The following is a 14,524-nucleotide window of genomic DNA, read 5'->3' on the forward strand; positions in this document are numbered from 1 at the left end:
TATGAGGACCGCACGAAACCCCGATACCTGACCAGAATGACGCCCATGACCAATTTATCCTACCGCGAGATCCGGGACGTGGCCTCGCGTCACCTCATCCTCTCTGCCCTGTTCTTTCTACCCAAGGGCAAGAAGATCGCCCTTGAGCGCCGCCTGCGCGGACGTCAGGAGAATGCCAAGCTGCAAGAGGCGGATTGGGCGCTGGTTTCCTGGGGCAAGAGTGGGCGGACGTGGTTTCGGGTGATGCTGTCGCGGTTCTATCAGCTGCATTACGGGCTCGAAACCGACTACATGCTGGAATTCGACAACTTTCACGCGCTGAACCCGGCTGCACCCAAGGTGCTTTTCAGCCATAACAACTACATCCGCGACCATTACAACCATGGCGACGATCTGGACCAGTATCGCGGCAAAAAGCTGGTGCTCTTGGTGCGTGATCCGCGCGATGTGGCGGTGTCGCAGTATTTCCAGTGGTCCTATCGCATGCGGCCACGCAAGAAGGCGCTGAACGCCTATCCTGCGCATGGCAGCGAGGTGGCGATCTATGATTTCGTGCGCAACCCCGACTGCGGCATCCCGCGCATTGTCGCCGCCTTCAACGCCTGGGCGCGGTCGTTGCCCCGCTTGGGCGATGATGTGCTGGTGGTGCGCTATGAGGATTTGCGCCGTGACCCGGCCGAAGTGCTGCGGCAGGTTGTGACCTTTACCGGCGTTGACCCTGATCCCGCGCATATCGAGGCGGCCAAGGACTACGCCGCCTATGAAAACATGAAAAAGCGCGAGGCCACGAGCGAGGGTATGCGCGGCAGCGGCCAGCGGGTCAAACCGGGGGATGAGAGCAACCCGGATTCCTTCAAGGTGCGGCGCGGCAAGGTCGGCGGCTATCGCGACTATTTCACGCCTGAAGAGGTGGCGGTGGTCGATGGGCTGGTCGAGGGCAAGCTCGATCCGGTGTTCGGGTATAACGAGGCGTGAGGGAGTAGACCCCTCGCGATGAGCTGCGCGGTCGCTGGGCCGGGGACTAGCGAAGCAACAGTCGTGGCTGTCACTTTATGCCAGCCAAGTACGTGTGACCTTTCAGTAAGTTGATCCCTCTCAGAATCGCTAGGCCGCGGGACGGCCCAGCGATCCGCGCGGCGGCGCTACGCGCCTTGTTCCGCGCGGGACGGTTGGGACTAACATCCTGAACTAGGAAATCCCCCCTACGCCCCGCTGCGCCCCTCGGCGCTATACTGCTGCACAAGCACATAGTCCGACACCGAATCGACATCGACCGACGCATGGGCATAGGGCAGGATCACTACGCCGATGCGCACACCCACCCGCCGCGACAGGCGCGCCAGCGCCCTGTCCAGCGTGAGCCAGCCCATGCGATAGCTGAGCAGAGACCACAGCCCCAAGAGCCGGATCACCACCAGCGGTTTCTTGCGGTCCTTCTCGACCTGCCGCCAGAAATCCGCCACGCGCCGCCCATCCTCGGTCAGAAAGCCAAAGAGGTTGCAGCCGCAATAACCGCCATCGCGAAAGCGGAGCACCGTTTTCTTCAATTCAGGATAGGTTGCGCGCACCAGATCATAGGGGGCCAAACCGATCACCACGTCACAGCCACTCTGCGCCGCACCTTGGCAAAAATGATCGACGATTTCGCCGGTCAAAAGCGGATGATCCGCGGTGGTGATCAGCACCGGCTGCGTTGCGGGAAAGCGGCTCAGCATCTGATGGGCGCTGGTGCTGGGGGACGGGCCAGAGGGGGCCCAGGTCACCTCTTGACGGGCGACCATCCCGGCCAGACCGGCATCGCTTCGCACGCAAGCCTCGGTCGGCCCGCTCAGATTGATGGACCCGATGGTCCGGGCCGCGCGCAGCGCCGCGATCACCCGCAGGATCATCGGTGTGCCCCCGATGTCGAGCAACGCCTTGCAGGCCACGCCGGTCTCGTCACGCAGGGCGTCGCGGCTGTCGCGCTCGCCTGCAAGGATTACAGAAGCAAACTCTGTCACGGTCTCACTTTCCCAGTGCCTTGGTCCGGTCCTCGGTCGCTCTACAAGGGCTTTTGATAAACGCGATAGCGCTTGTAGATGGTGCTGCCGATGGCCTCGATGATATGCCGCATGCCATGATTATCCTCGAGTATCCAGCCCATCTCGACCGTTGTGACGCCTCGTTGCTGCATCGCCTTGCGCACCGCGTCAATCACCAGAAAGGCCAGAGTCGGTCCAAGGCGGGAGTTCTGGTATTCCTTGCGCACCCCCATGAGGGCCACCCGCGCGCTCTTGGGGCCTCGCACCTTGAGCCGCCACAGCAGTTTGGCCCAGCCAAAGGGCAAGAGCCGCCCCCGCAGATCGCCGATCAATTCGTTGAGGTTGGGAAAGGCCGTGATGAAGGCCACGGGACGCCCCTCGATTTCGGCGAACTGGATGTAATCATCCGACAGGAGGAACGACAGAACCTTGGCAGTTTCGGCAAATTCCTCTTCGGTGAACGGGACAAACCCCCAGTTGTCGGACCAGGCATCGTTGAAGATGTCGCGCATCGCCTCGTAATCCGCCTTTCTCGACTTGCTGTTGAGGGGGCGGATGGTCACGGTCCGGCTGGCGCGCTCGGCCAGTTTGGTCATGACCTCGGGAGCCACGAAATCGGGGCGCACCTTGTAGGTCAGAAGGTCCTTGATCGTGGCAAAGCCGCGCGCCTCGATCCGGGTCTGATAATAGGGCCGCGCGTGGCCCATCATCACAAAGGGCGGATCGTCGAAATTCTCGACCAAGAGCCCAAGGTCTTCGTTGATCGAGAGGTTGTAGGGGCCGCGGATATGGGCGGCACCCTGACTGCGCAACCAGTCTTCGGCCACGCCGAACAGCGCATCGAACACGGTCTCGTCATCGCGCGCCTCGAGCATCCCGAAATAGCCGATCTTGCCGCCCTCCTCGGCCTCGGGCTGAAGCGTATCGAGCTGCGCCGTGATCCGTCCTACCGGCTCGGCGCCACGATAGGCGACCCAACGGGCAACCTTGCAATGCGCAAAGAGCGGGGCATTCTCGAACACGCGCTGTTTCTGTTCAAATACGAGCGGCGCCACCCAAGCGGGATCATCAGCATAGATCCGCTCGGGCAGGTGCAGGAAATCCCGGATCGTTGCTGCATCCTTGGCCTCGACCAGCCTTATCCCGGTGCCCTCAGGCTGTGTTGGCGACATCTTGGGCCTTTCTTGCGATGATAGCGGCTGCGCTGCGCGCCGACTTGCGTGGCACGCATGCCAGAGTGGCGGAACCAACCATGGAAACTGCTTGCAATTCCGGCACCTTGCCTCAATTAACGTTGCAAGTATCCACACTGCATCAGAAGAAGTCGAGTCCCCCTTGGCCAAATTCATTCTCGCAAATGCCCATCGTGACAGGCTGTTCAACAACCGCATAGCGCGCAGCGTCCTGTGGTTCGTCGATTATGTTGTCGTTGCCTCGGTCATGGGGTTTTTCCGTTTGTTGCCCGTGACATGGGCCTCGACGCTCGGGGCGCGTCTGGGGCGGGTATTCGGCCGTATCTTTACCCGGCGCAACCAGCATGTGCGCGCCAATCTCACGGTTTCGCTGCGTGACAAGACCCCCGCCGAGATTGACGCACTGGCCGGCGAGGTCTGGGCCAATGCCGGTGCGGTGCTGGGCGAGTATCCAAATCTCGGCAAGCTCTGCAATCCCGGGCGGGACACGTTGGACATCGAGGTGCTTGAGCATATTCCCGCCTATGCCGACCCCAATCAGCCGGCGGTGTTCGTGTCTGCACACCTTGCCAATTGGGAGATGATGGCCTGCGCCATTGCACGCTTGGGCGTTCGCCCCTGCGCCATGTATGCGCCGCTGACAAACCCGTGGCTTGATCGCACGATGCTGCATTACCGGGGGATGTTGGGGGCCGAGTTGGTGTCGCGCACCGAAGGGCTGCGCGCCTTTGTCGATGCCCTGAAATCGGGGCGTTCGCCAATCATGCTGACCGACCGGCGCGTCGACGGCGGCAAGCCGATCCCGTTCTTTGACGAGGAGAAGGATTCCTCGCTGCTGCCCGCGCGTCTGGCGCTGCGGTTTGGCGTGCCGCTGGTGCCCGTTCAGGCCGAACGGCTGCCCGGCGCGCGCTTTCGCGTCCGCTTTCATCCGCCGCTGGTGCCCAGTGATCCCACGATGGACCGCGACAATCAGACAGTTGACCTTGCACGCCAGATCAACGAAAAGTTCGAGCAATGGATAACGGCAAAGCCCGGTGATTGGCTTTGCACGAGCAAAATCTGGCCGTCTTCTATTCTTCGGGCAAGAACCGACATATATGAAGACGCATAAGTCGGCGCAGATCAGGAGTGCCTAACATGACAAGTCATCAACCCAGTCGCACGCATCGCGTCGACGAGTCGGTTCGGCTGTTCGAGAACCCGCTTCTTGAGAAGCTGAGCCATGTGCACCCCATCGTTCCCTTGCTGGTCTGGGGGCCTGTGGCGGTCTGGTTGATTGCACGCGCGGCGACGGTGCATGGCATCGGCTTGGGCGGCTTGGCGATGATTGGTGTGGCCGGTCTCTTTACCTGGACGCTGGCCGAGTACCTGCTGCACCGCTACCTGTTCCACTTTGAACCCAAGACTGATCTGGGGCGGCGGTTCATCTATCTCTTTCACGGCGTGCACCATGACACACCGCAGGACAAGACGCGCCTTTTGATGCCGCCGGCGGGGGCGTTGCCGATCATCGCCGTGCTCTATCTCATGTTCTACCTGGTGTTGCCTTACCCCTGGGCCGAGCCGTTCACCGGCTTTTTCATCGTGGGTTATCTGATTTACGACTACATCCACTATGCCACGCATCATTTCCCGATGCGGCATCCTGCGCTGAAATTCCTCAAGCATTACCACATGCGGCACCATTTCTCGGATGACGCCGGGCGCTATGGGGTCAGCTCGCCGCTCTGGGACATGATCTTTCGTACCTACCCGACCAAGCCGGAGCGGTCCGAGCGGTCCTAAGCGCGGGGTCTCTCCTCGCCCTCAGCCCCGGACCGAATAGCGCATGGCCAAGTTTTTCCTCACGCCCAAGGGGCTGATCGCACGGTTTCCGTGGGTTCAGACCCCGGCTTGGATGATTGAGGCGGGCGTTTTCTATCTCTTGCTCGGGTTTGCGCGGCTTTTGCCTTTTTCGGTCGTGGCCGCAACTTTTGGGCGGGGACTGGGATGGCTGGGCTATCGCAAGGCACAAAAGCGCCGCACAGTCGGGCGCAACCTGTTGCACGTGCTACCCGAGGCAACCGAGGAAGAGCGCGACGCGGTCATGCGCAGTATCTTTCGCTCGACAGGGCTTGCCGCGGCGGAATTGTTCCTGCTTGAACGCCTCTGGCGGCACCGCGCACGCCATCTGGAATTTTCCGTGCACCCCGAGGCCGAGGCCCTCATCGCACGCAAGGAGGCGATCGTCTTTGCCACCGCGCATGTCAGCGCATGGCAACTTTGCAATTTCATCGGGCGCGAGCGGGACCTGCCGATTTCGGTGATCTACACGCCCGAACCGAACCCCTGGCTGCATGGGTTCTTTCTCTCGCTGCGTCGCGCCTTTGGCGGACCGCTGGTTCCAAGCGCGGGTGGCGCGCGCGAACTCTTGCGCGAATTGGCCAAGGGCCATGCGGTTGGCGCGGCCTTTGACACCCGCATCGACCAGGGCGAGATGGTGCCCTTTTTCGGCACGCCCACACCCACCAGCACCTTGCCCGCCATGCTGGCGTTGCGTGGTCATCCGCTTGTGCCCATTCGCACCGTGCGCCTGCCAAACGCGCGTTTCCGGATCGAGGTTCTGGCCCCTCTCGCGCCACCCGATCCTGACTTGCCGCGCAAGGACCGCATTATCGACATGACGCATCGCCTGAACCTGATTTTCGAAGACTGGATACGCGAATACCCCGGCGAATGGGTCTGCATGAAACGCCGCTGGGCCAAGGTCCGCGCCACCGATCCGCAGTCGCCCGATGCCTGAACCGGATCAAAGCCCGCGTGTCTGGGTGCTGGATGCCTACCGCTCTGGCGAGAAAACGCAGGTGCGCGCGCTGGCGCAGGGGCTGGGCTGGCCCTATGAGATCAAGAGCCTGACCTATCGCAAGACCGAAATCCGCACGACGCTCTTTCGCGGGTGCGATCTGCGGGGCGTGGACCTGCCCGTCTCTGACCCGCTGACGCCCCCTTGGCCCGATCTGGTGATTTCCATGGGGATGCGCAACGAACCTGTGGCGCGTTGGGTCCGGGATCAGTCCGGCGGGCGGACAAAGCTGGTGTTTCTGGGGCGGCTCTGGGCTGACCCTAAGCATTTCGATCTGGTCATCACGACACCGCAATACCGGGTTCCCGACCGGCCCAACGTGCTGCGCAACGCCCTGCCCTTGCATCCGCTGACCCCCGAACGGCTGGAGGTGGCGCGGGCGCATTGGGAGCCGAAGCTGGCCCACCTGCCCCGCCCGTATCTCACGCTGAATATCGGGGGGCCAAGCGGGCCCTATGCCTTTGGCGTACGGGCCTCCGCGCGGCTTTTGCGCGATACGCTGGCTCTGGCGCGGGCGCGGGGTGGATCGCTGCTTGTCAGTTCCAGCGCGCGCACCCCGCCCGAGGCCATCGCCGCCTTTTCCGCGCAAACGGACGTGCCGATGCAGTTCTATCGCTTTCGACCCAATGATCCCGACAACCCCTATCTGGGGTTTCTTGCGGTCGCGGACGAGATCGTCGTGACCGCCGACAGTATCTCGATGCTGTCCGAGGCCTATGCCACGGGCAAGCCGGTGCATATGTTCGATCTGGGGGCGGGATCGCTAAGTATGCGGCACGATGCGCTGGTGGCCATTGGCGAGCGCGCACAGGCACGCGACCTTGCCCGGCAGGACAAGGACCGCTCTGACCTGAGCCTTGGGGCTCTGGCCTATCGCGCGCTGATGCGATGGGGATGGAAGCATCTGTCGCGCGACATCAGCCAGATGCATCTGCGGCTGGCGCGCTCGGGCCGTATGACATGGCTGGGAGAGCCCGTTCGCCCGGCGTCCGACACGACCCCACCCAGCGACATGGCGCGCGCGGTGGCGCGGATCACGGCGCTTTTGGGGCGGGATTAACCGCCGCGCCTGATCAAGGTCCCACCGCCCCGGCCCCCCAGCCGGGGCCTGTAGCCTACCTTGGCGAGGTCCCGGATCAAGTCCGGGACGGGTGTGGTTTCGATGGGGAGAAAAACGTTCTAGACCTCAGCGGCCTCAGTCCTGACCGTTGCCACGGGTTCCAGCCGGTGAACCAGATCAGCGGCATCCGAGAGGCTGCTGTTATGGGTGATGGCAAGAATTGTCAGCTGTTCGCGCAGGCCGCGCAGTGTTTCGATGATCGCGGCTTCGCTCTCGGGGTCAAGCGCGCTGGTCGCCTCATCGAGGATCAAAAGCTGCGGCGCATTGATCAGCGCCCGCGCGATCGCAACCCGTTGGCGTTGCCCGCCCGACAGACGCCCGCCTCGCTCGCCGACGACGGTGTGAATACCCTCGGGCAGGTCTTGCACGAAGTCCCACGCGCCGGCCTGCTTCAACGCGGCCTCAACCCGCGCCTCGGAAATCTGTGGATCACCCAGGCCGACATTGTGCAGGATACTGTCATGCAGCAGCACGGTTTCCTGCGGGACATAGCCCACCATGCGCCGCCACGCCTTGAGGTCGATCTCTTCGAACGGGCGCTCGTCGATGGTGATCTGGCCTGCATCGGGTCGCAGGAGACCGATCACCAGATCAATGATCGTGGTCTTGCCCGATCCGGACGGGCCGACGAGCGTGGTCATCTGATGCGCCGGGATTTCAAGATCAAGGCCCGAGAGCACCGTGTTGCCGTCATAGGAAAAGCCGATGTCGCGTAGCGTGATGCCCCGGGTCAGCGCGGGGGTGACATGGCCGCCCAGATGCTCTTGCTCGGCTTCGGCGCGCCGGTTGGTTTCGACCAGCGACCAATAGGCGCTCTCGCTCTGAACCAGCTTTTGATACTGTTTCTGGACCTTGCCCAGAAAGTTATAGCCGCGCCCCAATGTCACCGCGAGCATTAGAACGATGGTGAAATCCATCGACAGCACGCCAAGCGCCAGATAGACGCCGAACGCGATGACGATGATGAACATCAGGTCCTGACCGGAGTTGAGCGCGGCGCTGGCCAGAACCTGACGCCGCAGCGCCTTGTTGAGGCGGTTGGTCTCGTTCTTGAGCAATTCATCCGCCAGATGCTCGCGCGCCATTGCCTTGAGCGGTTTGACCGATTGCAGCGTATCCGTCAGATGCGACATCAGCGAGACCATGAGATCGGTCTGTTTCTTGCCTGCCTTGCGCGTCATGCGCACAAGGAAATGCGACAGGCCAATGATGACGATCCCACCAATCAGGCTGAGCAGCGTGGTTTTCCAGGAAATCAGCACCGCAACCGAGCCATAGACCAACGCCTGAATGAAAAAGGTTAGCGCGGTGGCCCCATACATATAGGCATCCGCCGCGCGCTGTGCTTCGGTGGCCAGCGTGTTGGTCAGCTTGCCCGCCGGTTGATGCAGGAAAAAATGCCACCGGCTGCGCATCATGTTGCGCAGGATCTGCAAGCGTAGATCGGTGGCCACGCGTGCAGCGGTATAGCCGACCTGCCGTTGCGCGATCAGGAGAAGCACCGCCTTGAACGTGGCCGCAATCACGATCAGGATCAGCAAGGCGCCCAACGTGACGGGAATCCCGGCCCAGTTGAGCACGTCGAGCACCATCTGTTCCATTTGCCCCGGCGGCTCTGTCGAGGCGGCATTGGGATCGGCATTGAGCACGATCTTGAGCATCGGCAACATCGCCGACAGGCCCAACCCTTCGGCCAGACCCGAAAAGAACAGCGCCAGCACCATGAGGAAACTGGCCATCGGATAGGCGCGAAACAGGTTCAGCATCAAACGCATGGGCAGTCTTTCATGATCTTTTGGGACGGTATGCGCAATGGACACGCCGGGCAGAGGTCTTGGGTCTGGTCTATCATAGCGGCGCGCAATCTGCATGCGCACGCGGCAGTGTCAACCGGGTGCAAAGCGCGGGTTCCATCTCGTCCGCCGGTCCCAGTCTTCGCGCCGTAACGTCAATTTCCCATCCCCCCGTCATGCGGCGAATATGGTAAAGATGATAGGCCGCCGCCTCGGGATGCCGCGACGAGGCAGAGGGCACGCCGATGACCGGTGCCGTTCCATCGCGGGTGTCAAGCGTCTGATGGTGGCTGCGGTGGCTATGGCCATGCAGCACCAGTTCGACCCCTTCCGCCTGCAACAGCGCGCGCAGGGCGGCCCCGTCCCGCAAGGCCTTGCGCGGCGAGACCGTACCATCAAGCGGCGGGTGATGGATCATCAGCACCCGGCAGAGGCCCGCATTGCGCGCCGCGCGCAGCATCGGCCCCAACCGCGCCAATTGCGCCGCTCCCACCGCCCCGCAGGCCAAGGCCGGGGCCGTGGCGATGGCGCTGGATAGGCTGATGAGCGCCAAATCCCCACGCCGCCGCAAAGCCGGAAAGGCATCGGGTAAACCCGCCCCCAAAGGCGCGCCATCCCCCTGCCAATAGGGCCCCCACTCGGGCGCACCCGCCTCCCACGCGCCCGCAATCAGCGCCTCGTGATTGCCAGGGATCACCGTCACCCGCGCGGGATCGCCCAAGCGATCCAGCCAGAGCCGCGCCGCGCGATATTCCTGCGCCAGGCCCAGGTTGGTCAGATCGCCCGTCACCGCGATCAGATCGGGATGATGCGCCTCAAGGTCGGCAACGAGTGCTGTCAGAATTTCGGGCCGGTGGTGATGGCGGCGCTTGCGATGCCAGGACAGGAGGCTGAGCGCCCGCTTGTTCAGCACGCTCTGCCACGGCACCGGTGCCGGTAGCGGCAGATGCGGGTCGGACAGATGTGCCAGCGTGAGGCCATCACCTGAGTCTGGGTCGGATCGCCCCTGCCCGTTCATGTCTCTGATATCCGTCTTGGGTTGGGCGGCCGGGCATGGCCCGGCCTGCCATTCTATTGTGCCGCCGTGCTCTGGGCGCCGCCCGTGGCCGCCTCGGGCGCGACCGTCTTGAAGGCCGCGATGATGGCGTCGATCTGGTCAAAGCTGTGCGCCGCACTCAGGCTGCACCGCAAGAGCGCGGCCCCTTCGGGTGCCGCAGGCGGCAGCACGAGGTTGACATAGACGCCATGCTCCATCAGCGCATTCCAGATCCGCGCGCCTTCTTCGCGCGAGGGCACGCGCACCGCGATGACCGGGCTCACGGGGGACGCCAGATCATAGCCCGCCGCACTCAGCCCGTCATGCAGGCGCGTGGCGTTGGCCCAGAGGCTTGCCTTGAGTTCGGGGCGCGTGCGGATCGCGTCCAGCGCCGCGGCCGCGGCCGCGATGCTGGCAGGGCTGGGCGAGGCGGTAAAGATATAGGGACGGCTGCCATAGCGCAGCAATTGCAACTCGGGATGGCGGCTCACGCAGAAGCCACCCAGCGACGCGAGGCTCTTGGAGAAGGTGCCGGTGATGAAATCCACCTGATCGAGAATGCCCGCCTCTTCGCAGAGACCCAGGCCGCGCTCGCCGTAGACACCAAAGGAATGGGCCTCGTCCACCATGAACCACGCGCCATATTCCTTGGCGATGGCGCAAAGCTCGGCCAGCGGCGCGGTATCGCCCAACATGCTGTAGAGCCCTTCGGCAATGACAAGCGCGCCCTTGGCCTCGTCGCCCAGACGCCGCAGGCGCTTGCGCAGGTCCTCGGGGTCATTATGACGGAAGGCCAGGAAATCGGCCCCGCTGATGCGGCATCCATCATAGATGCAGGCGTGGCTGTGGCTATCCAGCACGACCTTGTCACCCGGGCGCAGGATGCCCATCAAGAGACCGAGATTGGTCTGATAGCCGGTGGAAAACACCATGGCCGACGGCACGCCGTAAAACGCGGCAAAGGATCGCTCCAGGGCCGCATGGCAGGCAAAGCTGCCATTGGCCATGCGCGATCCCGTCGTGCCGCTGCCCTGCTCGTGCAAGGCGGCGTCGGCGGCGGCCAGAACGGCCGGATCAAAGGTCAGGCCGAGATAGTTGTTGGTGCCCACAAGGATGGTCGGGCGGTTGCCGATCATCGCCTCTGTCGGCGACAGGATGCGGTCCATCACGATCCGGGTCGGATCAGCCTCTTCCGCGCCCAAGGCATCGCGCAGATGCGCCAATTCGGCAAAACGGTCTGCAATGCTCATGCTTTTTTCTCCACAAGCAGTTTGATCTGATCGGCAAGGTTCTGGACCGTTTCGACATTGGCCATCATGTTGAGCGGAAAACTCACGTCGAACGTGTCCTCCACCTCCATCAGCAGTTCCATCATGTTGACGGAATCGAGGCTCATGTCGGCGACAAGGCTGGTTTCAGCGGTCAAGGCGCCGGATTTCACCGGAAATTTCGACAGACGCTCGAACAGCACGTCGAGGATTTCCTGTTCAAGGTCTTGGGTGTCATGTGACATTGGTGATGCCCCTATCAGATTTCAACGGCGTTCCGCGCAGGATCGAGGATAGCCCATTTTCCAGAGAAATCAGCGGTTGCCACCCGGTGTCGCGGCTGATTTCGGTGTTGTCGCACACCCAGTCGGGGTGGCGCAGTTCATTGACTTTGCCGGGCGTGAGCATCGGGGGATACCCCAAGAGCTTGGACGCCAGCAGATTGATCGTGGCCACCGCCCGCAAGACGCCCCCCGGCAGTTTCACGCGCCAGCCGGCCCCGCGCCCCGCAACCTGTTCGACAATGGTCGCGATCTCGTCCCAGCTGTAGCCTGCCTCATGCCCGTCGTGGAGTTCATAGGTAGCCTCTGCCGCGCTGTCCAGAAGTTTGACGATGGCGCGCGCAAGGTCATCGACATGCAAGAGTGACGCCCGCGCACCGGGCACCCCCGGCAATGGCACGATGCCCCGCGCCATGGTCTGAAGGAGTGGCACGAGTTCGCGGTCCTCGGGGCCGTAGATCGCAGGCGGGCGCAGTATGGCAGAGGTGAATTCCGCGCCCTGCGCCGCTTGCGCCAGCCGGTCTTCGCCCGCGCGTTTGCTGGCAGCATAGGGCGACAGATGCGGCTCGCGTGCCGCGAGCGAGGAAATGAGGATCACGCGCCGCACCCCAGCCGCCTGCCCGGCCTCTGCAACATGGGTTACGCCATCCGCGTTGACACCCAAGAAGTCCTTCAGGTCGCGTCCACGCACCTGCCCTGCAACATGAATGACCGCCTCGGCACCCGCCATCAGTTTGGCCAAAGCTGCCTTGTCAGACAGACCGCCCGTCACCGTATCCAGAAGAGGATGGGTGATCCCCAGCCCCTGACGGTGCACCAGCGCGCGCACCGGACGGTTCGCGTCCAGCAATTGCCCGATCAGGGCGCGCCCGACAAAGCCGGAGGCGCCCGTGACGGCCACGGGTCCGGTCATGCGATGTAACGGACCTGCTCAAACGGCTCTTCGACAGGGGTGTCGTTGGCCGCGTCCTGCTGTTGCAAGAGCTTGGCCGCATGACGCCGCCCCAGATAGTCGAGCCGTGCCCGCGCCCGTGCCAGTTTGCCCGACGAGGTGCGCGGCAAGGTGCGCGTCGGCACCAGTTCAACCACAACGTCGATGCCGAATTCCGAGCGCACGAGCGAGGCGATGTTCTTGACCAATGCGTCGCGCTTGGCTTGGTCACGTTCGCGGCATTGCACCACGAGCACCGCGGTTTCCTGTTGATCCACCTCGGAGGGCACCGAGAAGGCCGCGGCATCGGTGTAGTTCACACCGGGCTGCGTCTTGGCCAGATACTCCAGATCCTCGGGCCAGATGTTGCGCCCATGGATGATGATCATGTCCTTGCGCCGTCCGGTGACAAACAGACGGCCATTGGCGAGATAGCCGATATCGCCGGTATCCAGCCAGCCATCCGCGCTCAGACATTCGCGGGTGATCGCCTCTTCCTGAAAGTAGTGGCTCATCACACTGGGGCCACGCAGGTGGATGACACCGGCCTGACGCTCGGGCAGGTCGTTGCCATGCTCGTCTCGGATCGAAATCTCGAAAGTCGGCAGCAGCGCACCGCAATCCACGTAACGGGCAACGCGGCGCTTGGATTTTTGCGCTTCTTCCGGGTCGAGCGGCGTGGCGATGCTGTCTTCCTGCATCGACTCGGCATCGACATAATCAATCTGCAACTCTTCATCGAGCCCTGCAAAGCTGATGCCCAGCGAACATTCGGCCATGCCGTAGGAAGGCAGGAACGCGGTCGATTTGAACCCGGACGGGGCCAGCGCATCGGCAAAGCGCTGAAGCGGCTCGGGATTGATCATTTCCGCCCCCACACAGGCCACGCGCAAGGCGCTGAGGTCCCATTGCGCGGCATCGCTGGGACGCACGCGCATCGCGGCGAGGTCATAACCGAACGGCGGGCCAGAGGTGATCGTGGTGCGATTGACCGACATCATTTCCAGCCACTTGCGCGGACGCATCGCGAAGTCTTGCGTGCCAAGGAAATCGACCGAGCGCTGTGTCGCCATCGGCATCATGATAAAGGCCACAAGGCCCATGTCATGATAGAACGGCAACCAGGATCCGAACCGGTCCTGATCGTTCATCTTGAGACCGTTGGTCGCCATGTCGTTGATGTTGGCCAGCACGGTGGTGTGGTCGATGACCACGCCGCGCGGAAAGCGCGTGCTGCCCGAGGTATATTGGATATAGGCGATGCTGTCCGGTGCCACCGTCGGCAAGGTCGCGCTGGAGGGGGCCAGCCGGTCGAAATCTTCGGGTGCGCCGACAAAGCTCAGCGTGAGGCCGCTGGTCGCCTCTTCCAGAAAGCTCATCCATTCCACGGGGGCCATGGCCACCGCCGCGCCGCAATTCTCGATCAGGCCGCGCAGCTGCGCGACATAGCCTGCGTGGCCACCGATATGCATCGTGGCCGGCAGCGGCACCGGCACCAGCCCGGCATATTGGCACGCCCAGAAGAACCGCACGAAATGCGGCGAGGTTTCAGCCACAAGGCCAACCCGCGCGCCCGGCTCGAGACCAAGACCCATCAGGCGATGCGCGAGCGCGATCACCTCGGTCTGCAGATCGGCATAGGTGGAGGTTGCATAAAGCTCGCCGCGCGCATTGTAGAAGTTGACGCCCGTGTCGCCCTTGGCGGCATAGTCGAGCGCCTCGATCAACGTCGTGAACTCTCCGCGCCGCAACGCGAGACTGTGCGAACTGCCTGTCGCCTGCATCCCATTTTTCCTTGTTTCGCTTCCGACTGCTGTCGGTTTGCCCTTTTCCATACCAAGTATATGGCATTTGGCGGCCTGATGGCACAAGCTGGCGTTTCAGGTCAAGGACTTGGCCCATCGACGGAATGCCCCGCAAAGGCGCTCTGGACTGGCCCAAACGCCCTCGGCACGCAGCAATCGCGGGCTCATGGTGACCGGGGTAGTGGCCATAATCTTGCCTTTGTTCAGGTGCAGGTTCGGCAAGAGACGTGGTGG

General features: G+C 62.9%; 13 protein-coding genes. 5 read left to right on the top strand and 8 right to left on the bottom strand.

Annotated elements, in window-relative coordinates; all coding sequences use genetic code 11:
* The first annotated feature begins 45 nt into the window (after positions 1 to 45).
* A complete protein-coding gene (locus MVC20_RS01055) occupies positions 46 to 975 on the top strand; it encodes a sulfotransferase domain-containing protein (RefSeq protein ID WP_297537608.1) in 930 nt (309 codons plus the stop codon).
* A 227-nt stretch (positions 976 to 1,202) separates the two neighbouring features.
* On the opposite strand, the gene MVC20_RS01060 is transcribed toward MVC20_RS01055, so the two are convergent.
* Both MVC20_RS01060 and MVC20_RS01065 read right to left on the bottom strand, forming a co-directional pair.
* Positions 1,203 to 2,000: a nucleotidyltransferase family protein gene (locus MVC20_RS01060; protein WP_297537610.1), complete on the bottom strand. Its 798-nt coding sequence runs from the start codon at positions 1,998 to 2,000 to the stop codon at positions 1,203 to 1,205.
* A gap of 41 nt (positions 2,001 to 2,041) precedes the next feature.
* A complete protein-coding gene (locus tag MVC20_RS01065) occupies positions 2,042 to 3,193 on the bottom strand; it encodes a GNAT family N-acetyltransferase (RefSeq protein ID WP_297537612.1) in 1,152 nt (383 codons plus the stop codon).
* Positions 3,194 to 3,356: 163 nt separating this feature from the next.
* Between MVC20_RS01065 and MVC20_RS01070 the strand changes: the two genes are divergently transcribed.
* From MVC20_RS01070 to MVC20_RS01085, 4 genes are read left to right on the top strand one after another with little or no spacing between them, the layout of a single operon-like run.
* Positions 3,357 to 4,325, top strand: coding sequence for a lauroyl acyltransferase (locus tag MVC20_RS01070; RefSeq protein WP_297537614.1), 969 nt, complete (start codon positions 3,357 to 3,359; stop codon positions 4,323 to 4,325).
* Positions 4,326 to 4,351: 26 nt separating this feature from the next.
* Positions 4,352 to 4,999 carry a sterol desaturase family protein gene (locus tag MVC20_RS01075; RefSeq protein WP_297537616.1) on the top strand — a complete coding sequence of 216 codons (648 nt, stop codon included), beginning with the start codon at positions 4,352 to 4,354 and terminating at the stop codon, positions 4,997 to 4,999.
* 43 nt (positions 5,000 to 5,042) lie between these two features.
* Positions 5,043 to 5,996 (top strand): lysophospholipid acyltransferase family protein, encoded by a 954-nt coding sequence (locus MVC20_RS01080; RefSeq protein ID WP_297537618.1) that lies wholly within the window; start codon positions 5,043 to 5,045, stop codon positions 5,994 to 5,996.
* Positions 5,989 to 7,116, top strand: coding sequence for a mitochondrial fission ELM1 family protein (locus MVC20_RS01085; RefSeq protein WP_297537620.1), 1,128 nt, complete (start codon positions 5,989 to 5,991; stop codon positions 7,114 to 7,116). The genes MVC20_RS01080 and MVC20_RS01085 overlap by 8 nt, the downstream gene beginning before the upstream one ends.
* Before the next feature lie 119 nt (positions 7,117 to 7,235).
* Here MVC20_RS01085 and MVC20_RS01090 read toward each other — a convergent pair whose 3' ends face one another.
* From MVC20_RS01090 to MVC20_RS01115, 6 genes are all read right to left on the bottom strand, one after another.
* Positions 7,236 to 8,951 carry an ABC transporter ATP-binding protein gene (locus MVC20_RS01090; RefSeq protein WP_297537622.1) on the bottom strand — a complete coding sequence of 572 codons (1,716 nt, stop codon included), beginning with the start codon at positions 8,949 to 8,951 and terminating at the stop codon, positions 7,236 to 7,238.
* A 73-nt stretch (positions 8,952 to 9,024) separates the two neighbouring features.
* Positions 9,025 to 9,987: a metallophosphoesterase gene (locus MVC20_RS01095; RefSeq protein ID WP_297537624.1), complete on the bottom strand. Its 963-nt coding sequence runs from the start codon at positions 9,985 to 9,987 to the stop codon at positions 9,025 to 9,027.
* Between the two features lie 53 nt (positions 9,988 to 10,040).
* On the bottom strand, positions 10,041 to 11,255 hold the full coding sequence (locus tag MVC20_RS01100; protein ID WP_297537626.1) for an aminotransferase class I/II-fold pyridoxal phosphate-dependent enzyme: 1,215 nt from the start codon (positions 11,253 to 11,255) through the stop codon (positions 10,041 to 10,043).
* Positions 11,252 to 11,518 carry an acyl carrier protein gene (locus tag MVC20_RS01105; RefSeq protein ID WP_297537628.1) on the bottom strand — a complete coding sequence of 89 codons (267 nt, stop codon included), beginning with the start codon at positions 11,516 to 11,518 and terminating at the stop codon, positions 11,252 to 11,254. Before MVC20_RS01105 ends, MVC20_RS01100 begins: the two co-directional genes overlap by 4 nt.
* A complete protein-coding gene (locus tag MVC20_RS01110) occupies positions 11,508 to 12,455 on the bottom strand; it encodes an NAD-dependent epimerase/dehydratase family protein (RefSeq protein ID WP_297537630.1) in 948 nt (315 codons plus the stop codon). The genes MVC20_RS01105 and MVC20_RS01110 overlap by 11 nt, the downstream gene beginning before the upstream one ends.
* Before the next feature lie 8 nt (positions 12,456 to 12,463).
* Complete coding sequence (locus MVC20_RS01115; RefSeq protein ID WP_297537632.1) at positions 12,464 to 14,269, bottom strand: fatty acyl-AMP ligase; 1,806 nt, start codon at positions 14,267 to 14,269, stop codon at positions 12,464 to 12,466.
* Positions 14,270 to 14,524 lie beyond the last annotated feature (255 nt).

Origin of the sequence: Roseovarius sp., from assembly GCF_027019125.1 — a bacterium.
Lineage (GTDB): Bacteria > Pseudomonadota > Alphaproteobacteria > Rhodobacterales > Rhodobacteraceae > Roseovarius.